Source organism: Nonomuraea sp. PA05 (assembly GCF_008086045.1).
In the GTDB taxonomy this organism is placed as follows: Bacteria; Actinomycetota; Actinomycetes; order Streptosporangiales; family Streptosporangiaceae; genus Nonomuraea; species Nonomuraea monospora.
On the sequence record NZ_VSEY01000006.1, the window covers coordinates 336243 to 358981 of the forward strand.

Below are 22739 nucleotides of genomic sequence, written 5' to 3' on the forward strand. Positions count from 1 at the left end.
GCTGACCTCTAGGGAGCGATAGTGAGCCGTCCGGACGCGCGCACACTGATCGAAACGATCCTCGACCGGGGGTCGTGGAAGTCGTGGGACGCGCCGCCCGCCGATCCGGCCGAGCCCGGCTCCTCCTACGCCGACGAGCTGGCCGCGGCCCGCGTCAAGTCCGGCTACGACGAGGCCGTGATCACCGGCGAGGGGCTGCTCGACGGGCGCAGGGTGGCCGTCGCGGCGTGCGAGTTCTCGTTCATGGCGGGCTCGATCGGGGTGGTGGCGGCCGAGCGGTTCGTGACCGCGGCCGAGCGGGCCACCCGCGAGCGGCTGCCGCTGCTGGCGCTGCCCGCCTCGGGTGGCACACGCATGCAGGAGGGCGCGCTCGCGTTCGTCCAGATGGTGAAGATCACCGCGGCGATCCAGGCGCACCGGGCGGTCGGCCTGCCGTACCTGGTGTATCTGCGGCACCCGACGACCGGCGGGGTGTTCGCGTCCTGGGGGTCGCTCGGGCACGTCACGGTGGCCGAGCCGGGAGCGCTGATCGGGTTCCTGGGGCCGCGGGTGTTCGAGTCGCTGCACGGTTACACGTTCCCCGAGGGCGTCCAGGTGGCGGAGAACCTGCACGGCAAGGGCCTGCTCGACGCGGTGGTCTCGGCCGAGGAGGCGCGGGAGGTGGCGGTCAGGGCGCTGACCGTGCTCGCCGCCGACCGCTCGGCCATCGAGGCGGGCGAGCCGCCCGAGGAGGACCTGCGGCCGGTGGAGGCGTGGGAGGCGATCACCCGGTCCCGGCGTGACGACCGGCCTGGCGTACGTACGCTGCTCAAGCTCGCCGCCACCGAGGTGACGCCGCTCAGCGGCACCGGGGAGGGCAAGAACGAGCCGGGGCTGCTGCTGGCGCTGGCCAGGTTCGGCACCGCGCCGGCGGTGGTGCTCGGCCAGGACCGGCGGCTGCAGCGCACCAACTCACCGCTCGGCCCGGCCGGGCTGCGGGTGGCCAGGCGCGGCATGCGGCTGGCCGCCGAGCTGGGGCTGCCCCTGGTCACCGTGATCGACACGGCCGGGGCCGACCTGTCGAAGGCGGCCGAGGAGGGCGGGCTGGCCGCCGAGATCGCCCGCTGCCTGGCCGAGCTGCTCACGCTCGACGCGCCGACCGTCTGCCTGCTGCTCGGCGAGGGCGCGGGCGGCGCGGCGCTGGCGCTGCTGCCCGCCGACCGGGTGCTGTGCGCGCAGCACGCCTGGCTGGCGCCGCTGCCGCCCGAGGGCGCCTCCGCCATCCTCTACCGCTCGGTCGACTTCGCCCCCGAGATCGCCCAGGCGCAGCACATCCGCGCCACCGATCTGCGCCGCGACGGCATCGCCGACCGGGTGATCCCCGAGCTGCCCGACGCCGCCTACGAGCCCAGGCAGTTCTGCGAGAGGGTGGGGCGGGCGCTGGAGTACGAGATCGCGGGGCTGCTGCGGGTGAGCCCGGCCGACCGCTTCGCGGCCCGCCAGGCCCGTTACCGCAACCTGGGCTAGTACTTCCAGAGCTGCCGGCCGCCGGCGTCGAAGCCCTTGACGACCATGCCCGCCGACAGGTCGCCGCCCTCGGGGATCCGGGCGGCGAACAGCGTCACGCCCTGCCCGAACCGGTCGGGCACGGCCTCGGCGGTGCCGGTGAGGCCGTTGGAGGTGACCAGCTCGACCCTGGCCGTGCCGGCGGGCGCGTAGCCGTACCAGGTGTCCTTACCGCGCCCCCACCGCACCGGCTGGTCCGGGCCGAGCAGGTCGCTCAGCTTCTCACCGGGCAGCGGCCCGGGCAGCGACGTCTCCACCTGGCCGCCCTCGAAGAAGGCCAGGCAGGAGGGCTCGGCCACGACGGCGCTCACGCCCGCCGCCAGTCGCTGGCGCTCGACGCTCACGGCTCTGCGCCCGCAGGTTCTGTCCGGCTCCGGATGCCGCTCCAGCGGCCCGTCCTGCGGCTGCAGGGTGAAGGCCGCGACGGTCACGTCGCCGTACGGGATCGTGAGGTGCCAGATGGGGGCCGGGGCGCCCGTGCCGCGCAGGAACGCGGCCTCCACCCGGCGCCCGTCGGAGAGCACCGCCGTCACCGACTTCCACTCCTCGTGAGCGACCCCGAGATAGGTGACGGTGCCCGGGTCCGGCAGGTACGTGGTCACCTTGTGCGCGGAGAAGGGGTAGTCCAGGCGGGCGCCCGAGCACAGCGTGCCGGCCCCGGAGAACAGGCCCGACCTGCACAGAGTGAAGGCGTCGCCGCGACCGCCCTTCATGTTGATCCTGGCGAACCAGGCGCGCACCGGCTCGGCGGAGCCCTCGGTGCCCGGGATGGTCATCACCTCGCCGACCGGCTGGAAATTCTCCGTGCTCGAAGCCTCGTCGCGCCAGATCTCCGCACCGGACGCGTCGTAGGCGACCGTCGTGAAGCGGCCCGGCGGGCTCGCGGCCGGGTCCTCCACGGCGAACAGCCTGAGCCCCAGGTTCCACCGATCAGGCGTGGCCCCGGTCTCCGCCGTCGTCCCGTCGGCGAAGACGAAGCCGACCTTGGCCACGTTCTCGCGGGCCAGACCCATGATCGCGTCCCCGCCCCGCATCACGGACACCGGCTCGTTCAGCACGGCGGCGCTGGAAACCAGGTGCGCGCCCTGCCGGGTCCAGAGGATCATGGTGACCTGCGCCGACCGCCTCGCGTGCGCGGTGACGCCGGCGGGCAGCTCCAGGGCCGGGCCGAGATCCTCGCCCGCCTCCTGCCCCTCCATCAGGGCGCGCGGCGACGACCCGATCGCCCTGCCCTCGCCGTCCGCGAGCTCGATCGCCGACACCGCGTGCCGGGCGGGATAGGTCACGGTCCAGATCGCGTACGGCGCCCCGGCCGGCCTCAGCAGCGTGCCGGGGAAGCGCTGCCCGTCACCGGCCACCCCGGTGACCCCGCCGACGTCCCGCACCGCCACGCCCCAGTCCATCGCGGTCTCCGCCCCGCCGCGCAGGGTGCTGCCGGCGAACCAGGCCTCCGCCCCCGCCTCCTCCTCCGTGACGGCGGAGCAGTTCCCGTCCGCCTGCGCGCCCGCGCGCTCCAGCACGAAGCAGAGCTCGGGATGGCCTGCCCGCGCCTTGGCGAACCAGAGCCGCAGCGGCTTGCCCTCCGTCGGGTTGGCCACGCTCACCTGCTCACCGGCCGGCGTCCTGTCCCGCATGAGCTGCTGGTAGACGGCGTCGGTGTCGGCCGCGGTGTTCCTGCCCAGGCCCCCGTCGAGCAGGACGGGAACGAACACGGCCAGCAGCGCCACCGGCAGCGCCGCGGCGGCCAGGCGCAGCGCCAGGTACCGGCGCGGTCGGCGTTCACGCACCCGCAGCCAGGCGTCAGGGCTGGTCTCGAAGGTCCTGGCCCGGGCGTCGAACGCGGCCCGCAGGCGCTCTTCCAGATCATTCACCGTTCCTCCTCCTTCAGCGCCCTGCCCAGGGCCGCCAGCGCCCGGCTGGCGTGGGTCTTCACCGATCCGGGCGAGACGCCCATCGCGTCGGCGATCTCGCGCTCCGACAGGTCCAGCCAGTACCGCAGGACGAGTGCCTCGCGCTGGCGGCGCGGTAAACGGCTCACGGCCGCGAGCAGCTCGCGGTGCTCCTCGGAGACGAGCACGGTGTGCTCGCTGCTGCGGACGGGCTCGGGAGGGTCGGGACGGCGCAGCCTGATGAGGCGCAGGTGCCGCAGGCGGTTGCGGGTCAGGTTGCAGTCGGTGGCGCGGAGATAGGCCATCGCGGCCCCGTCGTCGCGCAGCCGCCGCGAGTGCAGCCGGGCGAACGCCTCCTGGGCGATGTCCTCAGGATCGTCCGCGCCGAGCAGCCCGGCCAGGCGTACCAGGGAGTGGTACTGGGCCGCGAACAGCTCGGCGAACGACGGCTGCGCCATGGTCGCTGTTTCGGTCACATCCCTTAGGACACGCGGACGCGCCGATCGTTGACTAAGGGACCGGAATCCTTTCGACGCGGATGGAGAAGACCTCCTCGCGGGGCACCACGACCTCGTACGCGCCGTGGTCGACCATCCAGTAGCCGAGCGCCTCGGCCTTCATCCCGCTGTGCCCGGTGTAGGCGATGTGCAGGCCGTCGTCGTCCTCGTCGAGCACGATGCACGGCTCGCCGCCGAACGCGCCCACCGTGCGGATCAGCACCAGCCACTCGACCTGTGAGCGGGGCACCACCCGCCGCCAGTAGCCGGAGGCGGACTCGAAGCCCTCCAGCTTCTCCTCGCTGAACAGCACGACCTGGTCGTTGTCGGGGCCGAGCGCGGCCGGCAGGGTGTGCTCGCCGAAGCGGGCCACGAAGCCGGAGGCGACCGGCGCGATCTCGTCGCTCATGCGGCCGGCCGCCAGGTCAGCCCGTCGTACTCGGCGTAGGGCCGCTCGCCCTCGCCGGTGACGTGCACGATCTCCGCCCCGGCCGGGATCGGCATCGGAACGGTGTGGAACTGGGGCACCACGTGCTCCGACGACGTGGTGAACCCGTTGCCCGCGAACGGCGGCGCGTCGCTCCAGTCGCCGCCCATGTGCGGCCCGTACGGCACCGCGTAGGTGTCGACGTCGCGGGCGAACCAGCGCATCATGTACAGCTCCGGCACCTCGGCGAACAGCTCGGACCCGTCGAAGGACAGGTCGAGCCCGTAGTAGAGGGCCTCAGGGGTGGTCAGCCTGACACAATCCTGCACCCGGTAGACGTAACCCGAGATGACCGTGCGCTTGCCCGACAGGTATGGCACGAGCAGACGCGGCGGGACCACCTTCTGCATCTGCGTTCCGCTCACAGTCCTACTTTACGATCGCTTGACCCTCGGATGGACCGCGCGGGGGTCACAGCACCCGGTGTTCGAGGCACGGCAGCGTCGCCCTGGCGGTGGCCGTCCACTCCTCGTCCACCTCGACGATCCGCACGCCGGGGCCGGTGCCCAGGTCGGAGCGCACCACGCCGAGCGGGTCGACCAGCATGCTGCGGCCCACCCCGAAGCCGTCGGACGACTCGGCCGGGTTGGGCGCCTGGCCGACGGCGGCCGTCCACATGGTGTTCTCCAGCGCCCGCGCCCTGACGAGGGTCACCCAGTGGTCCTCCTTGAGCGGCCCCGAGCCCCAGGCGGCGATCACCGCGAACAACTCGGCTCCCTGGTCGACCAGCGCCCTGGCCAGCTCGGGGAAACGGATGTCGTAGCAGGTGATCAGCCCGACCCTGACGCCCGCCAGCTCCACCACGGCCGGCTCGGCGCCGGGCGCCACCAGGTCGGACTCCTTCGCGCCGAACGAGTCGAACAGGTGGATCTTCCGGTACGCCGCCCTGATCTCGCCCTGACCGTCGATCGCCACCGCTGTGTTGTGCACGCGATCCTCCCCGGGCTCGAACACGCCCGCGATCACCGCCAGCCCGTGCTCGCGGGCCGAGTCGGCCAGCCCCGACACGAACGGCCCGTCCAGCGGCTCGGCCAGCGTGGTGATCCGCCGGCCGTACCGGGTCAGCGTGGCCTCGGGAAAGATCGCCAGATCGGCGCCTTCGGCGGACGCGAGTGCTTCCCTGACCCTCTTGAGGTTCGTGGACGGGTCAGGGGACACCGGGATCTGGCAGAGGGCGATTCTCGTCACGGCCCGACTTTAACCGGTTGGGCACCAGTCGAAACCAGGTCAGGCACCGCCATATCCATTCGAGCGGGCCGTACCTGAAGTTCACCAGCCACCACCTGCTGAACAGCACCTGCGCGAGCAGCGTGACCGCCGCCAGCCCGACGACCGACCACCGGGTGCGGTCCGACTCCAGCAGCGGCAGCGCCAGGACGATGACGGCGGTACCGGAGACGTAGTTCGTCAGCGCCATCCTGCCCAGCGGCTCCAGCACCGCCGACAGCCACGGCTGCAGGATCAGCAACAGCCCCAGCGAGTACGCCGCCGCGCCCGCCAGCGCGGCCACGCTGTAGACGGTCCAGTCGTTGGTGCTCGCCCACGCCATCGTCAGCAGCACGGAGGCCAGGGCGGTGACCGCGAACGCGGGCAGCAGCAGCGACCTCGGCGGCCGTAGCTGCCACAGGCCCATGCCGACCAGGAACAGGCCGGGGATCAGCAACGGCCCGCCGCCCACCCCGGGCATCAGCGCCCATCCGACCCCCGCCACGCCCAGCAGCAGCACGGGCAGCCCCTCGGCCAGGAACGAGGCGGGCAGCAGCACCAGCGCGCCGTAGAAGGCGTAGTCGGTCAGCACCTCGCCCTCGTAGAACTGGTGCTGGATCACCCCGAAGCAGAACAGCCAGAACAACCTGCTCAGCAGCGCCCACCGGCTGTTGCCCTGGAGGAACAGCAGGAAGCTGATGCCGAACAGCAGCGAGAAGATCGGATAGAACCGGCTCTGGAACAGGCCCTCGGCGAACCAGTCGAGCCCGACGGGGTGCGCCTTCTTGACCTCGACGTGCTGCCAGGTGTTGACCAGCATGATGCCGCCCACCGCGAAGCCGCGTAGGGCGTCGAGCTCACGAATGCGCGTCTTTACAGGACCCAGGTGAACCACCATACGAGGAATCCGCCACTGATGACGGTTGCCGCGATTTGCGGCCATCTGCGGTCTCTGAACAGGGCCGCAGCGGTCAGTATGGCGGAGAGCACCGCGATCGAGCTGTAGGGCACCACCAGGTCGGGCAGGCCGACGGCCAGCGCGGTCTCGTTCCTGCCGAGCAGGGCGACGACGGACTGGGTGACGACGCCGGCGAACGCCACGCCCGCCAGCCCGCCGAACGCGGCCAGCGCCCGGCCCTTCAGCGCGGCCGTGACGAGCTGGAGGAGGCAGGCCAGCGCGAACAGGCCCAGGGGCGCGGCCGTCCACGGGGACCGGGAGATCTGGTACGGCGCGGCGGTCACGTGCAGGCCGCCCGGCTGGATGTCCGGCGGGGCGCACAGGCCGAGGGACTGGCGGGCGGGGTCGGCGAGGAAGGCGGCGATCCCCTGACGGGCGCAGGCGCTGGTCAGGAAGACGGCGTGGGAGAGGCCGGCGAGCTGCTGGAAGCGCCCGTCGGGCAGGGACTCGGCGGCCGGGCCCGAGGTTCTCGGGGGCGTGGTGGGGTCGTACTGGCCGCCGAGCACGTAGACGGGGGCCTTGGTGGTGGCGTTCACGGCCGCGCTCTTCGGCAGCCGCCACGCATCACACACCGCCTTATCCGCATTTATGGTGAAAAGCCGGGATTGCTTGAGGGTGTTGGACGGGACCTCGTCCTGGCACTGCACCGCGTGATACAGCCCGAACTCGTGCGAGGTCAGCCCCTCGCCCACCGCGTCCGCCAGCGGCCGCAGCAGCTCGTCGTGCCCGGTGGCCAGCGCCCGCACCATCGCCGGCACCACGGCGGCGACCTCCGCCTCGTGCAGCGCCTCCGCCAGGATCGCGGCCACGTCGTCGCCGCGCATCCGCGCCGCGAACTCCCGCCCCGCCAGCGGATCCAGCACCGGCACCACGGCGGGCTCGCGGTTGAGCCGCGCCACCATGCTCTCGTACGCCTCGCGCACCCCCAGCAGCGCCATCGTGTCGCCCAGGTTCCGCTCGGCGTCGTCGTACCAGGCAACGCCCTCCGGCAGGTACGAGTCGAGCACCACCGACCGCACCCCCTCGGGGTCGGCCGCGGCCACGTCCATCATGACCCTGGTCGAGTAGCTGACGCCGAAGAGGTTCCACGACGCGTACCCGAGCCGCCGCCGTAACGCGACGACGTCCGCCGCGATCTCCTTCGTGTTGTAGCCGCGCAGGTCCACGCCCTGCTCGGCGAGCCGCTCGCGGCAGCGCCGCGCGGCGTCCGCCACGTCCGCCCGCGGCTGCCTGAGCTGCCCGAGCAGCGCCTGCGCCGTCTCGGGGCAGGCCAGCGTCGGCTCGGAGTACCTGCTGCCGCGCTGCTCGACGGTTACCACGTCCCGGTCCGGGAACATCTGGCTCAGGAACGCCGTGAGCTGCATCGACGCCGATCCGGGGCCGCCGCTCATGTACACGATCGGGTCGGGCTTGCGGTCGGCGGCCGTCGACAGGTGCACGGCGTACCCGACCTTGATCGTCCGCTCCGGGGCGTCCCTGCGCTCGGGAACCTCCAGGAAACCACAGCTCGTACGGACGGGAACGGGGACGGGGCAGGGGGCCGACGGGGCCGCGGCCGAGGTCATGACGGGAGGCACGGACAGGGCGAGGGCGAGCACGACCCGAATGATCACGGGACGAGACTAATAGTGTGGAGCCGTGACCGAACCACTTGTCAGCAGGATGCGCGCCTTCGGCACGACCATTTTCGCGGAGATGAGCGCACTCGCCGTCCAGACCGGATCGATCAACCTCGGGCAGGGCTTCCCCGACACCGACGGTCCGGCCGCCATGCTCGACCGGGCCGTCCAGGCCATCGGCGCGGGCGCCAACCAGTACCCGCCGGGGCCGGGGGTGCTGGAGCTGCGGCAGGCGGTGTCGGAGCACCGGGTGGCACGCTACGGGCTCACCTACGACCCGGTCGGCGAGATCATGGTCACGGTGGGCGCCACCGAGGCCATCGCGGCAGGCGTGCTCGCGCTGTGCGAGCCGGGCGACGAGGTGATCGCCTTCGAGCCCTACTACGACTCCTACGCCGCCTCGATCGCGCTGGCCCAGGCCCGGCTCGTGGCCGTCACGCTCAGACCGGTCGAGGGGCGCTTCACCTTCGACCCCGGCGAGCTGCGCGCCGCCGTCACCCCGCGCACCCGCGCCATCCTGGTCAACTCGCCGCACAACCCCACCGGCACCGTCTTCACCCGCGACGAGCTGACCGTCATCGCCGAGCTCTGCCAGGAGCACGGGCTGATCGCGATCACCGACGAGGTGTACGAGCACCTCACCTTCGACGGGGTCGAGCACGTGCCGATGGCCACGCTGCCCGGCATGCGCGAACGCACGCTGATGATCTCGTCCGCGGGGAAGACGTTCTCGGTCACCGGCTGGAAGACCGGCTGGGTGTGCGCGCCCGCCTCGCTGATCACGGCGGTGCAGACGGTCAAGCAGTTCCTCACCTTCACCGCGAGCGCGCCGTGGCAGCTTGCCGTCGCCTACGGGCTGCGGCACGAGATGGAGTGGGTGGCCGCCCTCGCCGCCGGCCTCCAGGACAAGCGCGACCGGCTGATGGAAGGGCTGTCGGCGGCGGGCTTCTCCGTGCTGCGGCCCGCGGGCACGTACTTCGTGCAGACCGACATCCGGCCGCTGGGCTTCTCCGACGGGCTCGACCTGACGCGGCGGCTGCCCGAGCTGGCGGGTGTGGTGGCCATCCCGACGCAGGTGTTCTACGACCACGCCGAGCGGGGGCGGCACTTCGTGCGGTTCGCCTTCTGCAAGAAGGACGAGGTCATCGACGAGGCGGTGACCCGGCTGAAGCGCCTGTCCTCCTGATCGCACCGCGCACGGCCGCGGTGCTTCGTCAGGCGCCCTCCCAGTACGGGGTGTGCGCCTCGATGTCCGCAGGCACCCCGATCCGCCCGTCCAGCAGGACGAGCGGAGCGATCTCCGCGCTCTCGCAGAAGCGCAGGTAGCCGACGAAGAACTCGACGCCGCCCGTCCCGGCGTGCGGCGAGCGGCGGCCGAGCCAGCCCAGCAGCGTCCTGAGCAGGTAGAAGCTGTCGGGATGCACGGACTGGCGCGCCGTCAGCGCCCAGCCGTCCGGATTCTTCCGCCTGACCAGCTCGGCCACGAGCGCGCCCCCCACCTGCCACCCCGCACCGCGTCCCGCCAGGAGGGGATCCGGCTCCACGGTGTCCCACTCGCAGGCCGGGTCGTCGGGGTCGCCCAGCGGGTAGGCCTCCAGGTAGTGGTCGCTGCCGATCGGCAGTCGTTGCGGGCGCGGCCCCTGGCCCGTGTGCCAGCGCAGCTCGGCCAGCTCGTCCTCGGTGAGGTCGGCGCTGAGGTCCAGCGACAGCGCGAGCTCGTACAGGTCTCCCATCCGGCGCACTTTAGTCTGATTTCGTCACCCCTCCCGGTAGAGGACGAGGTGCTCGTGGTAGAGCACGCCGTCCCGGACATCGCCGGTGGCGGTGAACCCGGCGTCATCGTAGTTCCTGCCTGACGCGGCCGTCGGCGGTGACCCACATGCCGACGTACGGATGCGGGGACGCGCTCGCGCGCTCCGGCGTGCGCTTCGAGGCACGGCCGCCGTCGGCGCAGGCGGTCATCGCGGTGAGCAGGCCGGAGGGAGTGATGAGACGTTCCTAGGAGGGACGCACCCAGGCAAGCGAATTCCGCAAGTCCGTTCAACGGAAAGTGATGGGAGATAAGCCCTCCGTGGTGGTATCGCGGTGATACCGCCTCGCGTCTACGCTTGGGGCATAGCGCTGCGAGCGATCGACGAGTATCTCCAGCGAGTCTCCGATGACGAGCTCACCGACGTCCTTGCTCAAAAGGGCGCCCAGCGCTTCGCCGACCTGTTGCGCAGGCTCGGCGAGTGACCGCCTACATCAGCCTGGAGCAGGGGCTGCGGGTTGCCCGTGTCGCCGTCGGAGGCCCGATCGAGGTGCGTGACCTTGGCCTCCTCGAGGCGGCCCTGCAACGACCGCAGACCTCCCTCTTCGGCCAGGACGCCTACCCTGACCTGTTCGTGAAGGCCGCCGCGGTGCTCCACTCGATCGTCGCGAACCGTCCGTTCGTCGACGGCAACAAGCGTGCGGGCTGGCTCCTCACCTACGTCTTCCTGGCCAAGAACGGCATCGAGCTCGACCCTGCCGACGACGATGTCGCCTACGACTTCGTCGTCGCCGTGGCCTCCGGCAAGCTCACCGAAGTGGACGAGATCGCCGCCGTCCCGCGCACCTTCACCTGAGCCCGCGCAGGCCCGTCACCCCCGCCGCGTCGCCTCGTCGCTCGCACCGGCTCGGTCACCCACATCGGCCTGTCCGTTCGGGCCGGCCTGTTCGCCCACATCGGCCCGTCCGTCTGTGCCGGCCTGTTCGCCTGGGTCGGCCTGTCCACTCGAGCCGCCCCCGCCCCGGGTGCCCGCTCCGTTGCCCACGCCCGCCCCGTTGCCCACGCCCGCCTCATCCAGCGGTGTCAGCGCCGCCGTGGCCTCCTCATGCTCCATCCCCGTCGCCTGCAGCAGATCCACCACCACCGACCGCAACTGCGCGATGATCACATGCGCCGAGAACCCCAGCCGCGCGGGCCGCTCCCTGGCCGCCACCGCCAGCAGCGCCTGCCGGGCCAGGGCAGGCTCACGCCCGGCGCCCAGCTCCAGTTGCAGCAGCAGCGCCGCCTCCGACACCTCGCGCATCGCCTCCGCCAGCGCGGCGGGCGGCGGGCTGGCCTCGCCGAGGGAGGCCAGGGTGCGCCTGCTGAGCACGCGGGCGTTGCGCAGCGCCAGGTCCACCGGCACGGCGGCGGTCTCGTAGCGGGCCAGGCGGGCCCGCCGGTGCCAGTGCAGCGGCGAGATCATCGTGATCTCCTTGCTGGTCTCCAGCGCCGCCTCGAACTCCTCCACCGCCGTCTGCGTCGTGCGTGCCTCCTCCAGCGCTTCGGCCGCCAGGTCGGCGTCGCGTTTCTCGATGGCCTCCGCCGCCCGTTCGAGCACCGTGGACAGCGCGTCGAGCACGCCCGACAGGTGTTTGGCCGCGATCGCGTACGGGCTGGCGGGCAGCAGCGCGACGGCCGCGATCCCGATGACGCCGCCGGTGAGCGCGTCGGCCATACGGTCGAGGCCGCCGGCGCCGTCGCCGGGCACCAGGGTGGCGACCAGCACGGCAGACGAGCCGGCCTGGGCGACGAACAGGGCTCCGCTGTTGAGCAGCACGGCCACCGTCATGGCGAGGGCGACGACGAGCGCGAGCTGCCAGGCGCCGGAGCCGATCCACGACACCAGCAGGTCGCCGACGCCGACGCCCAGGCTGACCCCGACGACCAGCTCGACGACCCGCCGCAGCCGCTGACCGAGGCCGACGCCCACGCAGATCAGCACGGAGATGGGGGCGAAGAACGGGGCGGGGTGGCCGAGCAGCTCGATGGCGGCGGTCCAGGCCAGAGCGGAGCCCACCGCGCACTGCGCGATCGACGGCGCCGTGAGGCCGAACGTGCCCAGCCGTTCCTTGACGAGATCGCTGAGCCTGTTTAGCACCCCTCCACCATGGCGGATCTTTATGACAGTAAGGTCACGTTTGCCCCAGCTAAGTCCATTTCGTCAGGTGTGGGAGGTGGCTCCGGAGGGACGTCCAGGGGCGGGAGCGCGGCGACGGCCTCCTCGCGTTCGGTGCCCGTCGCCTGGAGCAGGGCCACGATGATCGACCGGAGCCGGCCACCCCCGCGCCCCGCTCAGCCTCGGGTCTGAGGAGCCTTCCCCAGGAAGGTGTCCACCGCGCGCAGGAACTCCTTGCGGGCGTCCATGTGGACCAGGTGCCCGGCCTCGATCCTGACCAGCTCCGCCGCCGGGATCCGCGCCGCCACGTCCGGCTCGAACGGGCTGAGCGTCCCCGACAGCACCAGCGTGGGCGCCGTGATCTCCTTCAGCCCTTCGCCCCACGCCGGGTCGGGTTCGAGCATCTGCCGTTCGGTCTGGTGCACCATCCGCCAGTCGAACCCGGTCGAGTCGTCCTCCACGATCGGCGGGCGCCCCATCAGCGCGTACGCGGGCGGCGGGTCCTCCAGCACGAGCCGCTCGATCCGTTCCGGATGCCCGGCCGCCACGAGAGCGGCGATCACGCCGCCGAGCGAATGCCCGATGAGCGTGACCCGCTCGACGCCCAGGTGGTCGAGCAGCGCCACCACGTCCGCCGCCATGCCCGGCAGCGGGTACTCGCCCGGGTGGTCGCTGGCCCCGTGGCCGCGCATGTCGGGCACGAACACGTGGTAGCGGCCGGCGAAGTGCTGGGTGATGCCGTTCCAGTCGTTGTGGTCGGCGGTGCGGCCGTGGATCAGCATCAGCGGGGGAGAGGAGGGGTCGCCCTCCTCGCGGTAGACGAGCCTGAGCCCGTTGACGTGCGCGTCGCGAATCACAGCCCGACCCTACGACGTCAGCGCACCTTGACATCACGCCCGGTCTTCATGGGCACACATTGACCATGAACCCCGCCGGCCGGCTCGGTAGCGTGGGGACCCGCCGCCAGCAGAAAGGGCTACGCATGCCGGACCCGATCGAAGTGCGCAAGGTGCCGATCGAGAGCGTCACCGACGCCTCCGGCCTGGCCAGGCTCATCGCCGACGGCGTGATCGAGGCGGACCGGGTGCTGGCCGTCATCGGCAAGACCGAGGGCAACGGCGGCGTCAACGACTACACCCGCATCCTCGCCGACCGCGCCTTCCGCGAGGTCCTGGCCACTCACGGGCATCCGTCGCCGGAGAGCGTCCCGCTGGTCTGGTCGGGCGGCACGGACGGCATCCTCAGCCCGCACGCCACCGTCTTCGCCACCACGGCCGACGCCCCCGCCTCGGAGGAGCCCCGGCTGTCCGTGGGCGTCGCGATGAGCGAGGTCATCCTGCCCGAGGACATCGGCCGTCCCGCCATGGTGGAGAAGGTCGCCGCCGGCGTACGGGAGGCCATGAAGATCGCCGGCATCGACGACCCGCGCGACGTCCACTACGTCCAGACCAAGACGCCGCTGCTCACGCTGGCCACCATCACCGACGCCAAGAGCCGCGGCCAGGACACCGCCATCGAGGAGACCGGCCCCTCCATGGACCTGTCCAACTCCACCACCGCCCTCGGCATCGCCGTCGCGCTCGGCGAGATCGAGATGCCGTCCGCCGGCCAGATCCACAAGGACCTGTCGCTGTACTCGTCCGTCGCCTCCTGCTCGTCCGGGGTGGAGCTGGACCGGGCGCAGATCGTGCTGGTCGGGAACGTGCGGGGGATCGGCGGGCGGTACCGCATCGGGCACAGCGTCATGAAGGACGCGCTGGACGCCGACGGCATCTGGGACGCCATCCGCGACTCAGGCATCTCCCTGCCCGACCGGCCCCACCCGTCGGACCTCGGGGGGCGGCTGGTGAACGTGTTCATGAAGTGCGAGGCCGACCCGTCGGGGCGGGTGCGCGGGCGGCGCAACATCATGCTGGACGACTCGGACGTGCACTGGCACCGGCAGATCAAGGCTGCCGTGGGCGGGGTGGCCGCCTCGGTCACCGGGGATCCGGCGGTGTTCGTGTCGGTGGCGGCCGTGCACCAGGGGCCGTCGGGCGGTGGGCCGGTGGCGGCGATCGCCGACCTGGGCTGATTCATCGGGAGTCATACAACTCGGGCCTTTCGGTGACGGTGCGCGTGTGTCTACCTATGTAGAGTTCGAGACATGCGGGCCGGTTTACGGATGACCATGCCGACGCAGGCGGTCCTGCGGGCCTTTCTGGCCGATCCCGGGCGTGAGCGGTATGGGCTGGAGTTGTGCGAGGCCGCGGAGCTGCCCAGCGGGACGCTGTATCCGATCCTGGCGCGGCTGGAGCAAGTCGGATGGGTCGAGAGCCGGTGGGAGGACCCGGAGGCCCACGTCGCGGAGGGGCGTCCTCGGCGCCGTTACTACCGGGTCACCACGGATGGGGCGCAGCAGGCGCGCGAGGCGGTCGCGAAGGCTTACCGGGCGCGTAGGCAGCGGGTGCCGGGGTGGGTGGTGGGCTTACCGTGAGCGGGCATCTCCAGCCTCTGCTGAAGGCCGCCGGTGGGTCGCTGACCGGTGAGCGACTGCTTGAGGTGCGGCGCGCGTTCGAGGTGGCCGACCGCTGGCACAGCGGGCAGTTCCGCCGGGACGGGAGCCCTTACATCACCCATTCGGTCGCCGTCGCCGTGATCCTGGCCGAGCTGGGCTCCGATCACGAGATGCTCTGCGCGGCGCTGCTGCACGACGTGTCCGCGGACGCCGCTTCCCGGGAAGAGGCGTTCGGCGAGCCGATCTCGAACCTGCTGCGTGGCATGCGGAAACTCGACTCAGCACAACGCCGGCCGCCCGACTGGCCGGCCTCGACGGACGAGCGTGTGCTCATGCTCAAACTCGCGGACCGGCTGCACAACCAGCGCACGATTCGCGGCCTGCCCGAGGCACGTCAGCGCGTGAACTCCCAGGAGAACCTGGACGTCGTCGCACCCGTCGCACGTCGGCTCGGCCTGACGGAGGTCGAGGCGGAACTGCGGCGGCTGGCCATGGCGAACCTGTCCGGGCTCGGTGGCGCCCAGGCCTGCTTCGGCGTCATCACCGCGGGCGCGATCATGCTTCCGGCAGACGTCCGGGGCAGGTGGCTGGAGGAATGGCTGGGGGAGCTGCTCGCGCTGCCCGGCGGGAGAGCCCGGCTGACGTTCGTGTTCTGGCTGATGGCCGGGATGCCACGGATGGCGCTGACCCTGCGTCGGCGCGATGCCCTCGGACGTAGGGGCGGTGGAGGGGCGGCTGCCGCTGGGCGCGCGGTGGTGCGGTGCCTGCGCTGGGTCGTGCGGTCGGACCTGCGGACGTGGGCCCTGCTCACGCCGCTGCTCGCCTGGCTGGTGCTGGACGCGGCGGCCGAGCGGCTCGCCGACGCCGTGGTGATCGCGATCACCGTGCCGCCCGTGCTGGTCGCGGCGGTTCGCGCGATCCGGGCCAGGCTCGGGGGCGGTGACGGACGCGGGTAGTCTCGGACGCTGTGCCGAGCATCCCGCAGCCCCTTGACCCGAACGACGACGGCTCCGCCGCCCCCGCCGTCGCCGCCGCGCTGGCCGCCTACGAGGCGGGCACGGCCGGTCCAGCCGAGGTGCTGAACGCGCTCGGCGGCGCCCGGTTGCTGGTGCCCGTGGTCGCGTTGCTGACCGAGTCCGAGGTGGGGGAGCACGGGCTGCGGCAGGAGAAGGAGAGCGAGATGGCGCTGCCCAAGCTCGTCGGGCAGGACGGCCGGGAAGCGGTGCTCGCGTTCACCGGAACGTCGGCGCTGACCCGGTGGCGGCCGGACGCGCGGCCGATCCAGGCCACGACGTTGCAGGTCTGCCACGCCGCCGTGCAGGAGCGGGCGGCGGCGGTCGTGGTGGACGTGGCGGGGCCGGTGCAGTTCGTCATCGAGGGGGAGGTGCTGGCGGCGCTCGCGGCGGTGGAGTCCGGGACGGTGAACGAGCTGGACGGGGTGACGGTGGCCAAGGTAGAGGAGGTCGCGCCGCCGCGTAAGCGCCGCTGGTTCTCCCGGCGCCGCTGATCCACTGCCATACCGGATCCGTATGGCCGGGCGAGGCGCGCGGCCTGGTGCGGCTAGCGTCGGCCGGGTGGTCGCACTCATGGCGCTGGCCGGCCTGTTCTGCGGAGATCGCATCCGCTCGCTGGCCGCCTCATACGCCCTTCACGACTACGCCCTCAACGACTGCGCCCACGACTGCGCCGCCACTCGCCGCTGGCCGGCCGTGGAGCTGGTGAGTGCCGCCGTGGCCGCCCTGGTCGCCTGGCGGGCGGGCCCGCCGTACGTGTGCTTCGCCGTGATCGCCGTAGCCCTGGCCGTCATCGACTGGCGTACCAGCACGCTCCCCGACGCGATCACCCTGCCCGCGTACCCGATCATGATGCTGGCGCTGCTCCCGACGGGAGAGCTGCCCAGGGCGCTGGCCGGCGGGGCGGCGCTGACGGCGGTGTACGGGCTGCTGTGGTTCGTCAGGCCGGAGGCGATGGGGTTCGGCGACGTCAAGATCGCCGGGCTGATCGGGATGGCGGCGGCGGCGATGAGCTGGCAGGCGTTGCTGGCGGCGGCCTTCTGCGGGCAACTGCTCGGCGCGCTGTACGCGCTGTCCCTGCTGGCGACCGGCCGCGGCACGCGGCACACCCAGTTCCCCTTCGGCACCTTCATGCTGCTCGGCACGCTGCCGACACTCTGTCTCGCATCGTGACCGAGGGACATCTCACTAGGCCGTACATGGAAGACTTGTACGCATGTTGCGCTGGTTGACCGCCGGAGAGTCCCACGGGCCCGAACTCGTCGCCGTCCTGGAAGGCCTGCCGGCCGGGGTGGAGGTGACCACGGCCGCGATCGACGAGGCCCTGCGCCGCCGCAGGCTCGGATACGGGCGCGGCGCGCGGATGAAGTTCGAGCAGGACGAGGTGACGATCGTCGGCGGCGTCCGCCACGGGCGCACGATGGGCAGCCCGGTCGCGATCCGCGTGGGCAACACCGAGTGGCCCAAGTGGGAGAAGGTCATGTCGGCCGACCCGGTCGACCCGGCCGAGCTGGAGGGGATGGCGCGTAACGCGCCCAGGTCGCGTCCCCGCCCCGGCCACGCCGACCTGGCGGGCATGCAGAAGTACGGCTTCGACGACGCCCGCAACGTGCTCGACAGGGCCAGCGCCCGCGAGACGGCCGCGCGGGTGGCGCTGGGCGAGGTCGCCAGGCGCTTCCTGAAGCAGGCGCTCGGCGTCGACATCGTCAGCCACGTGACCGAGATCGGCGGCGCCCGCACCCCGGCGGAGACGCTGCCCGGCCCCGGCGACCTGGCCAGGATCGACGAGGACCCGGTGCGCTGCTCCGACGCCGAGGGCAGCGCCGCGATGGTCGCCGTGATCGACAAGGCCCACAAGGACGGCGACACGCTCGGCGGCGTCGTCGAGGTCCTCGCCTACGGCCTGCCGCCGGGCCTGGGCAGCTACACGCACTGGGACCGCAGGCTCGACTCCAGGCTGGCCGCCGCGCTCATGGGCATCCAGGCCATCAAGGGCGTCGCGGTCGGCGACGGCTTCGAGACCGCGCGCAGGCCCGGCTCCCGCGCCCACGACGAGATCGAGTACACGACCGCCGACGGCGTGCGCCGCATCACCAACCGCGCGGGCGGCGTCGAGGGCGGCATGACGAACGGCGAGATTCTGCGGGTCAGCGCCGCCATGAAGCCGATCTCCACCGTCCCCAGGGCACTGGCCACGATCGACGTCAAGACGGGCGAGGCCGCCAAGGCCCACCACGAGCGCTCCGACGTGTGCGCCGTCCCGGCGGCGGGCATCGTGGCCGAGGCGATGGTCGCGCTGGTGCTGGCCGACGCGGCGATCGAGAAGTTCGGCGGCGACTCCGTGGAGGAAGTCGCCCGCAACCTGTCCGGCTACCTCTCTTCCATGGTGATCAAATGACACGCGTTGTGCTGATCGGCCCGCCCGGGTCCGGCAAGAGCACGCTCGGGCGGCTGCTCGCCGAGCGGCTCGGCCTCGGCTTCCGCGACACCGACGCCGACGTCGAGGCCGTGGCGGGCAAGCCCGTCTCCGACATCTTCGTCGAGGACGGCGAGGCCCGCTTCCGCGAGCTGGAGCACGAGGCCGTGCGCCGCGCGCTGGCCGAGCACGACGGCGTCCTGTCCCTGGGCGGCGGCGCCGTGCTGCACGAGGAGACGCAGGCGCTGCTCGCCGGGCACCACGTCGTCTACCTGCAAGTGGGCCTGGCGGACGCGGTGCAGCGGGTCGGGCTCGCCTCGGCCAGGCCGCTGCTGGTGCTCAACCCGCGCAGCCAGCTCAAGAAGCTCATGGAGGAGCGGCGCCCCGTCTACGAGCGGCTGGCCGCGGTCACGGTGGCGACGGACAAGCGCGAGCCGGAAGAGCTCGCCGACGAGATCGTGAAGGGGCTGCCCGCATGACGAGCCCCACAAGGATTCAGGTGCGCGGCGACAGCCCGTACGACGTGGTCGTCGGCACCGGCGTGCTGGCCGAGCTGACCACGCTGCTCAAGCCCGGCGTCCGCACCGTGGCCGTGATCGGCCCCGAGACGCTGCCCGAGATCACCCGGCCGGTCGGCGCGGCGCTGTCCGAGGCCGGCTACCAGGTCGTCGAGCTGCCCGTGCCCGACGGCGAGGCGGCCAAGACCGTCGAGGTGGCCGCGCGGCTCTGGTCCGAGCTGGGCCGGCACGGCGTCACCCGCTCCGACGCCGTGGTCGGCGTGGGCGGCGGCGCGACGACCGACCTGGCGGGGTTCGTGGCGGCCACGTGGCTGCGCGGCGTGCAGGTCGTGCTCGTGCCCACGACGCTGCTGGCCATGGTCGACGCGGCGGTCGGCGGCAAGAACGGCATCGACACGCCCGAGGGCAAGAACCTCGTCGGCACCTTCCTGCCCCCGGCGGGCGTGCTGTGCGAGCTGTCCACGCTGGCCGGCATGCCGAAGGCCGACTACGTCGCGGGCCTGGCCGAGATCATCAAGGGCGGTTTCATCGCCGACCCGGAGATCCTGCGGCTCGTCGAGGAGGACCCGGAGGCCGCCACCCGCCCCGACGGCCCCCACACCCGCGAGCTGATCGAGCGCAAGATCCAGGTCAAGGCCGACGTCGTGGGCGCCGATCTGCGCGAGGCGGGCCTGCGCGAGATCCTCAACTACGGCCACACGCTCGCCCACGCCATCGAACGCGACCGGCACTACGGCATCCGCCACGGCGAGGCCGTCGCCATCGGCATGGTCTACGCCGCCGAGCTGTCCAGGCTCTCCGGCCGCGCCGACGTCGTGGCCCGCACCCGCGCCATCCTCACCAGCGTCGGCCTGCCCATCACGTACGCGGCCGACGCCTGGCCCCGGCTGCGCGACCACATGCGCCTGGACAAGAAGAACCGCGGCGCCAAGCAGCGCTTCGTCGTGCTCGACGACCTGGCCAGGCCGGGCCGCCTCGAAGGCCCCGCGGAAGAGCTGCTCGAAGCCGCCTACAAGGAGATCTCCGCATGATCCTCGTGCTCAACGGGCCCAACCTGGGCCGTCTCGGCAAGCGTGAGCCGTCCGTCTACGGCGCCGACACGTACGAGGACCTCGTCAACCTCTGCCACGAGACCGCCGGGAAGCTCGGTCACGACGTGGAGGTGCGCCAGACCGACTCCGAGGCCGAGCTGATCGGCTGGATCCACGAGGCGTGCGACGGGCGGATCCCGGTGGTGCTCAATCCGGCCGCTTTCACCCACTACTCCTACGCCGTGCGCGACGCCATCGCCCAGCGCACCGCTCCGCTCATCGAGGTGCACATCTCCAACCCCGCGGCCAGGGAAGAGTTTCGCCATACCTCCGTCGTGGCCGGGGTGGCGACAGGCACCATCGCGGGGTTCGGACTACAGTCGTACGTCCTGGCGCTGCACGCTATCGCGGAGATGAACACCACCTCATGAGGCACTACAAGTCCTTCGTCGCCCTCGGCGACAGCTTCACGGAAGGACTGAACGATCCCGGGCCGGACGGGCACTACCGTGGCTGGGCCGACCGGGTGGCCGAGCGGCTCGCCGCCGACGAACCCGGCTTCCGTTACGCCAACCTCGCCGTGCGCGGCAAGCTGCTCGACCAGATCGTGGCCGAGCAGGTGCCGCTGGCCGTCGACATGGCGCCCGACCTGGTCAGCTTCTGCGCCGGAGGCAACGACCTGCTGCGGCCGGGCAGCGACCCGGACGTCATGGCCAAGAAGCTCGCCGGAGCCGTGCGCGACCTGCGGGGGTGCGGGGCGGAGGTGGTGCTGTTCACGGGGGTGGATCCGCGCGACACGCCGCTGATGCGGCGGCTGCGGGGGCGGTTCGCCGTCTTCTACCTGCACCTGCGGTCCATCGCCGACCTGTACGGGTGCCGGCTCGTCGATCAGTGGTCCATGCAGGGGTTGCGCGACTGGCGGGCGTGGAGCCCCGATCGGCTGCACATGAACGAGGACGGGCACCGCCTGGTGGCGGCCCGGGTGCTCGACGTGCTGGGGGTGCCGTTCGACGACTGGCGCAAGGAGTGGCCGGAGCGGGAGGTCGATCCGCGGGCCCGGCGGCGGGAGGATGCTCAGTGGTTGCGCGAGCATCTGGTGCCGTGGGTGTCCCGGCGGCTGCGTGGGGTGTCCTCAGGGGACGGTCTGTCTCCCAAGCGCCCCGATCTCGCTCCGTGGATGTGACGTGGATGTGACGGGGATGTGACTTCGCCCGGGAAGGGGCCGTGCCGCCGTCATCGCCGGTCGCCCGGCGGCGCGGGCGTGGCCTGCAGATAGGCCAGGACCGCCATGACCCGCCGGTTGTGGTCGTCGGACGGCGGCAGGCCGAGCTTGGCGAAGATGTTGTTCGTGTGCTTGCCGATCGCCTTGTCCGTGACCTGGAGCCGCGCGGCGATGGCCAGGTTGGACAGGCCCTCCGCCATCGACGCGAGCACCTCGCGCTCGCGCGGCGTCAGCGTGGCCAGCGGCTCCTCCCGGCCGTGCCACGTCAGCAACTGGGTGACGACCTCCGGGTCCATGGCGGTGCCGCCGGCGGCCACCTGGCGGACCGCGACCACGAAGCGCTCGACGTCGCCCACCCGGTCCTTCAGCAGGTAACCGACCCCGCCGGAGCGGTCTGACAGCAGCTCCCTGGCGTAGAGCTGCTCGACGTACTGGGAGAGGATCAGCACGGGCAGCCCCGGGACCTGCCTGCGTGCCTCCAGCGCCGCGCGCAGGCCCTCGTCGGCGAAGCCGGGCGGCAGCCGCACGTCCACCACGGCCACGTCCGGGCGGTGCCGGAGCAGCGCACGCAGCAGCATGGGGCCGTTGTCGACCGCCTCCACCACCGTGAAACCGCTCGCCGACAGCAGGCGGACGAGCCCGTCCCTCAGCAGTGCGAGATCTTCGGCGATGACAACGCGCATGGCAGCTCCATGGTCAGTTCGGTGGGGCCGCCCGGCGGGCTGCTCACGGTGAGCGAGCCGTCGAAGGCGGACAGGCGGTCGCCGATGCCGCGCAGGCCGGTGCCCGCGTCCGTACGGGCGCCGCCGCGCCCGTCGTCGCCCACGGTCAGGCGCAGCGCGCCGGCGGTGTGCCGCATGCGCACCCAGGCCCGGCTCGCGCCGCTGTGCTTGGTCACGTTGGTGAGCGCCTCGGCGGCGGCGAAGTACACGGCCGACTCGACGGACGGCTGCAGCCGTCCCGGCAGGTCGAGGTCGAGCAGGACGGGCATCGGGCACAGCAGCGCGGCGGCCTCGACGGCGCCGGTCAGGCCGCGGTCGGCGAGCACCGGCGGGTGGATGCCGCGGACCAGGTCCCGCAGGTCCGTCAGGGCCTGGCCCGCGACTTCCCGCGCTTCGTCGATCATGCGCAGCCGCTCGCCCGGGTCCTGGCAGCCGCGGGCCAGCCCGAGGTTCATCCGGATGGCGATCAGCTTGGCCTGCGCGCCGTCGTGCAGGTCGCGTTCGATGCGGCGCAGCTCGGCCGCGCGCGCGTCGACCACCGCCGCCCGCGAGGCGGTCAGCTCCAGGATCCGGGCGTCGGGGCCGGGCCGCGGCTCCAGCAACGTGCGGGTCAGCCACGCCTGTCCGGCGCGGAACCGGGAGAGGGACATGAGGATGATCGCCGCGATGGCGGCGGTGGCCACGCTGAGGGCGAACGTGTTCAGCGTGGTGCGCTCCACCGGGTGCAGCCGGAAGAAGACGTGGTCCAGGGCGGCCATAAGCGCCCAGATCACCACCAGCGGGGCCGGGCCCGTGACGCCGTGCACGGCCAGCCAGGCGAGCACGCGCCACCTGCCAGGACAGTGTTCCGTGCCGGGGTTTTCCGCGTCCGGCCGGGCGGGCAGAACACCGATCGCCCGGCGGCGCTGGAACGCCGCCAGGCGACGGGCGAGTACGAGTGCGCGGCCGCGCGCCCCGGCCGTGCCCGCCGGACCGCGCCCGTCACTCGCCGACAGCAGCATGACGGGGACGAGCAGTGCCAGCGAGGCCAGGCCGGTGACGGCGTTCAGGGCGAGCGCGAGCGTGTCCGCGAGCACGGCGGCCGGCCCCGCCAGCGCCTTCGACGCGTACGGAGCCAGCCGGGCCGGCGCGGGCCGTGTACGGATCACCCCAGCAGTCTGCCCTGTGCGCGAGCGGCCGGCGGTAGGGCTGGGTCTACCCCGGAGGGTGGG

The 22739-nt window shown here is 72.4% G+C and carries 27 protein-coding genes; 13 read left to right on the forward strand and 14 right to left on the reverse strand.

Annotation, left to right across the window (positions count from 1 at the left end; genetic code table 11):
• Window positions 1-21: 21 nt before the first annotated feature.
• Window positions 22-1506, forward strand: coding sequence for a carboxyl transferase domain-containing protein (locus FXF51_RS12420; protein WP_148434428.1), 1485 nt, complete (start codon window positions 22-24; stop codon window positions 1504-1506).
• On the opposite strand, the gene FXF51_RS12425 is transcribed toward FXF51_RS12420, so the two are convergent.
• From FXF51_RS12425 to FXF51_RS12455, 7 genes are read right to left on the reverse strand one after another with little or no spacing between them, the layout of a single operon-like run.
• Entirely contained in the window at window positions 1503-3416 is a 1914-nt protein-coding gene (locus tag FXF51_RS12425) for a hypothetical protein (RefSeq protein ID WP_148434429.1), read from the reverse strand. The genes FXF51_RS12420 and FXF51_RS12425 overlap by 4 nt on opposite strands.
• Window positions 3413-3910 carry a sigma-70 family RNA polymerase sigma factor gene (locus FXF51_RS12430; protein ID WP_262379464.1) on the reverse strand — a complete coding sequence of 166 codons (498 nt, stop codon included), beginning with the start codon at window positions 3908-3910 and terminating at the stop codon, window positions 3413-3415. The genes FXF51_RS12425 and FXF51_RS12430 overlap by 4 nt, the downstream gene beginning before the upstream one ends.
• A 34-nt stretch (window positions 3911-3944) precedes the next feature.
• The gene (locus FXF51_RS12435) at window positions 3945-4340 is read right to left on the reverse strand and encodes a hypothetical protein (RefSeq protein WP_148434430.1); all 396 of its coding nucleotides are present in this window, start codon (window positions 4338-4340) and stop codon (window positions 3945-3947) included.
• Window positions 4337-4783, reverse strand: coding sequence for a hypothetical protein (locus FXF51_RS12440; protein WP_262379465.1), 447 nt, complete (start codon window positions 4781-4783; stop codon window positions 4337-4339). Before FXF51_RS12440 ends, FXF51_RS12435 begins: the two co-directional genes overlap by 4 nt.
• A gap of 46 nt (window positions 4784-4829) precedes the next feature.
• Window positions 4830-5606, reverse strand: coding sequence for a carbon-nitrogen hydrolase family protein (locus FXF51_RS12445; protein ID WP_148434431.1), 777 nt, complete (start codon window positions 5604-5606; stop codon window positions 4830-4832).
• Entirely contained in the window at window positions 5566-6522 is a 957-nt protein-coding gene (locus FXF51_RS12450; protein ID WP_187414330.1) for a DUF418 domain-containing protein, read from the reverse strand. Before FXF51_RS12450 ends, FXF51_RS12445 begins: the two co-directional genes overlap by 41 nt.
• Window positions 6498-8195 (reverse strand): alpha/beta hydrolase, encoded by a 1698-nt coding sequence (locus FXF51_RS12455; RefSeq protein WP_148434433.1) that lies wholly within the window; start codon window positions 8193-8195, stop codon window positions 6498-6500. Before FXF51_RS12455 ends, FXF51_RS12450 begins: the two co-directional genes overlap by 25 nt.
• 25 nt (window positions 8196-8220) lie before the next feature.
• Between FXF51_RS12455 and FXF51_RS12460 the strand changes: the two genes are divergently transcribed.
• Entirely contained in the window at window positions 8221-9387 is a 1167-nt protein-coding gene (locus FXF51_RS12460) for a pyridoxal phosphate-dependent aminotransferase (RefSeq protein ID WP_148434434.1), read from the forward strand.
• Between the two features lie 28 nt (window positions 9388-9415).
• On the opposite strand, the gene FXF51_RS12465 is transcribed toward FXF51_RS12460, so the two are convergent.
• The 3 genes from FXF51_RS12465 to FXF51_RS62565 are packed head-to-tail and all read right to left on the reverse strand — an operon-like array spanning window position 9416 to window position 10163.
• Window positions 9416-9934: a hypothetical protein gene (locus tag FXF51_RS12465; RefSeq protein WP_148434435.1), complete on the reverse strand. Its 519-nt coding sequence runs from the start codon at window positions 9932-9934 to the stop codon at window positions 9416-9418.
• Between the two features lie 24 nt (window positions 9935-9958).
• Entirely contained in the window at window positions 9959-10096 is a 138-nt protein-coding gene (locus tag FXF51_RS61845; protein ID WP_262379473.1) for an Atu4866 domain-containing protein, read from the reverse strand.
• Window positions 10038-10163, reverse strand: a complete 126-nt coding sequence (locus FXF51_RS62565) for an Atu4866 domain-containing protein (protein WP_262379475.1) — start codon at window positions 10161-10163, stop codon at window positions 10038-10040. Before FXF51_RS62565 ends, FXF51_RS61845 begins: the two co-directional genes overlap by 59 nt.
• 269 nt (window positions 10164-10432) lie before the next feature.
• Between FXF51_RS62565 and FXF51_RS12475 the strand changes: the two genes are divergently transcribed.
• Window positions 10433-10807, forward strand: coding sequence for a type II toxin-antitoxin system death-on-curing family toxin (locus tag FXF51_RS12475; protein ID WP_148434436.1), 375 nt, complete (start codon window positions 10433-10435; stop codon window positions 10805-10807).
• Between the two features lie 15 nt (window positions 10808-10822).
• On the opposite strand, the gene FXF51_RS12480 is transcribed toward FXF51_RS12475, so the two are convergent.
• Together FXF51_RS12480 and FXF51_RS12485 are read right to left on the reverse strand one after the other, a co-directional pair.
• Window positions 10823-12091 (reverse strand): FUSC family protein, encoded by a 1269-nt coding sequence (locus tag FXF51_RS12480; RefSeq protein WP_262379466.1) that lies wholly within the window; start codon window positions 12089-12091, stop codon window positions 10823-10825.
• A gap of 194 nt (window positions 12092-12285) precedes the next feature.
• Window positions 12286-12966 carry an alpha/beta fold hydrolase gene (locus FXF51_RS12485; protein ID WP_148434437.1) on the reverse strand — a complete coding sequence of 227 codons (681 nt, stop codon included), beginning with the start codon at window positions 12964-12966 and terminating at the stop codon, window positions 12286-12288.
• A gap of 125 nt (window positions 12967-13091) precedes the next feature.
• Here FXF51_RS12485 and FXF51_RS12490 point away from each other — a divergent pair, with 125 nt between their 5' ends.
• From FXF51_RS12490 to FXF51_RS12535, 10 genes are all read left to right on the forward strand, one after another.
• Entirely contained in the window at window positions 13092-14183 is a 1092-nt protein-coding gene (locus FXF51_RS12490) for a ring-opening amidohydrolase (RefSeq protein WP_148434438.1), read from the forward strand.
• Between the two features lie 72 nt (window positions 14184-14255).
• Window positions 14256-14585 (forward strand): PadR family transcriptional regulator, encoded by a 330-nt coding sequence (locus FXF51_RS12495; protein ID WP_262379467.1) that lies wholly within the window; start codon window positions 14256-14258, stop codon window positions 14583-14585.
• Window positions 14582-15562, forward strand: coding sequence for an HD domain-containing protein (locus FXF51_RS12500; RefSeq protein WP_187414331.1), 981 nt, complete (start codon window positions 14582-14584; stop codon window positions 15560-15562). Before FXF51_RS12495 ends, FXF51_RS12500 begins: the two co-directional genes overlap by 4 nt.
• A gap of 11 nt (window positions 15563-15573) precedes the next feature.
• Complete coding sequence (locus tag FXF51_RS12505; protein ID WP_148434440.1) at window positions 15574-16113, forward strand: SseB family protein; 540 nt, start codon at window positions 15574-15576, stop codon at window positions 16111-16113.
• Between the two features lie 67 nt (window positions 16114-16180).
• The gene (locus tag FXF51_RS12510; RefSeq protein WP_187414332.1) at window positions 16181-16792 is read left to right on the forward strand and encodes a prepilin peptidase; all 612 of its coding nucleotides are present in this window, start codon (window positions 16181-16183) and stop codon (window positions 16790-16792) included.
• 43 nt (window positions 16793-16835) lie between these two features.
• Complete coding sequence (aroC, locus tag FXF51_RS12515) at window positions 16836-18017, forward strand: chorismate synthase (protein WP_222871254.1); 1182 nt, start codon at window positions 16836-16838, stop codon at window positions 18015-18017.
• A complete protein-coding gene (locus FXF51_RS12520; protein ID WP_148434442.1) occupies window positions 18014-18514 on the forward strand; it encodes a shikimate kinase in 501 nt (166 codons plus the stop codon). The genes aroC and FXF51_RS12520 overlap by 4 nt, the downstream gene beginning before the upstream one ends.
• The gene (gene aroB, locus FXF51_RS12525; RefSeq protein WP_148434443.1) at window positions 18511-19584 is read left to right on the forward strand and encodes a 3-dehydroquinate synthase; all 1074 of its coding nucleotides are present in this window, start codon (window positions 18511-18513) and stop codon (window positions 19582-19584) included. Before FXF51_RS12520 ends, aroB begins: the two co-directional genes overlap by 4 nt.
• Window positions 19581-20015: a type II 3-dehydroquinate dehydratase gene (gene aroQ, locus FXF51_RS12530; RefSeq protein ID WP_148434444.1), complete on the forward strand. Its 435-nt coding sequence runs from the start codon at window positions 19581-19583 to the stop codon at window positions 20013-20015. The genes aroB and aroQ overlap by 4 nt, the downstream gene beginning before the upstream one ends.
• Window positions 20012-20767, forward strand: a complete 756-nt coding sequence (locus FXF51_RS12535) for an SGNH/GDSL hydrolase family protein (protein WP_148434445.1) — start codon at window positions 20012-20014, stop codon at window positions 20765-20767. Before aroQ ends, FXF51_RS12535 begins: the two co-directional genes overlap by 4 nt.
• A 50-nt stretch (window positions 20768-20817) precedes the next feature.
• Here FXF51_RS12535 and FXF51_RS12540 read toward each other — a convergent pair whose 3' ends face one another.
• Both FXF51_RS12540 and FXF51_RS12545 read right to left on the reverse strand, forming a co-directional pair.
• Window positions 20818-21489: a response regulator transcription factor gene (locus FXF51_RS12540; RefSeq protein WP_148434446.1), complete on the reverse strand. Its 672-nt coding sequence runs from the start codon at window positions 21487-21489 to the stop codon at window positions 20818-20820.
• Window positions 21453-22676, reverse strand: coding sequence for a sensor histidine kinase (locus FXF51_RS12545; RefSeq protein WP_262379468.1), 1224 nt, complete (start codon window positions 22674-22676; stop codon window positions 21453-21455). Before FXF51_RS12545 ends, FXF51_RS12540 begins: the two co-directional genes overlap by 37 nt.
• Window positions 22677-22739 lie beyond the last annotated feature (63 nt).

Excerpts from the sequence above, each read along its gene's own strand:
- FXF51_RS12435 (WP_148434430.1), bottom strand. The coding sequence starts at position 4,340 with ATGAGCGACGAGATCGCGCCGGTCGCCTCCGGCTTCGTGGCCCGCTTC.
- FXF51_RS12450 (WP_187414330.1), bottom strand. The coding sequence starts at position 6,522 with ATGGTGGTTCACCTGGGTCCTGTAAAGACGCGCATTCGTGAGCTCGAC.
- FXF51_RS12465 (WP_148434435.1), bottom strand. The coding sequence starts at position 9,934 with ATGGGAGACCTGTACGAGCTCGCGCTGTCGCTGGACCTCAGCGCCGAC.
- FXF51_RS62565 (WP_262379475.1), bottom strand. The coding sequence starts at position 10,163 with ATGACCGCCTGCGCCGACGGCGGCCGTGCCTCGAAGCGCACGCCGGAG.
- FXF51_RS12490 (WP_148434438.1), top strand. The coding sequence starts at position 13,092 with ATGCCGGACCCGATCGAAGTGCGCAAGGTGCCGATCGAGAGCGTCACC.
- FXF51_RS12495 (WP_262379467.1), top strand. The coding sequence starts at position 14,256 with ATGCGGGCCGGTTTACGGATGACCATGCCGACGCAGGCGGTCCTGCGG.
- aroC (WP_222871254.1), top strand. The coding sequence starts at position 16,836 with ATGTTGCGCTGGTTGACCGCCGGAGAGTCCCACGGGCCCGAACTCGTC.
- FXF51_RS12520 (WP_148434442.1), top strand. The coding sequence starts at position 18,014 with ATGACACGCGTTGTGCTGATCGGCCCGCCCGGGTCCGGCAAGAGCACG.
- aroB (WP_148434443.1), top strand. The coding sequence starts at position 18,511 with ATGACGAGCCCCACAAGGATTCAGGTGCGCGGCGACAGCCCGTACGAC.
- aroQ (WP_148434444.1), top strand. The coding sequence starts at position 19,581 with ATGATCCTCGTGCTCAACGGGCCCAACCTGGGCCGTCTCGGCAAGCGT.
- FXF51_RS12535 (WP_148434445.1), top strand. The coding sequence starts at position 20,012 with ATGAGGCACTACAAGTCCTTCGTCGCCCTCGGCGACAGCTTCACGGAA.
- FXF51_RS12540 (WP_148434446.1), bottom strand. The coding sequence starts at position 21,489 with ATGCGCGTTGTCATCGCCGAAGATCTCGCACTGCTGAGGGACGGGCTC.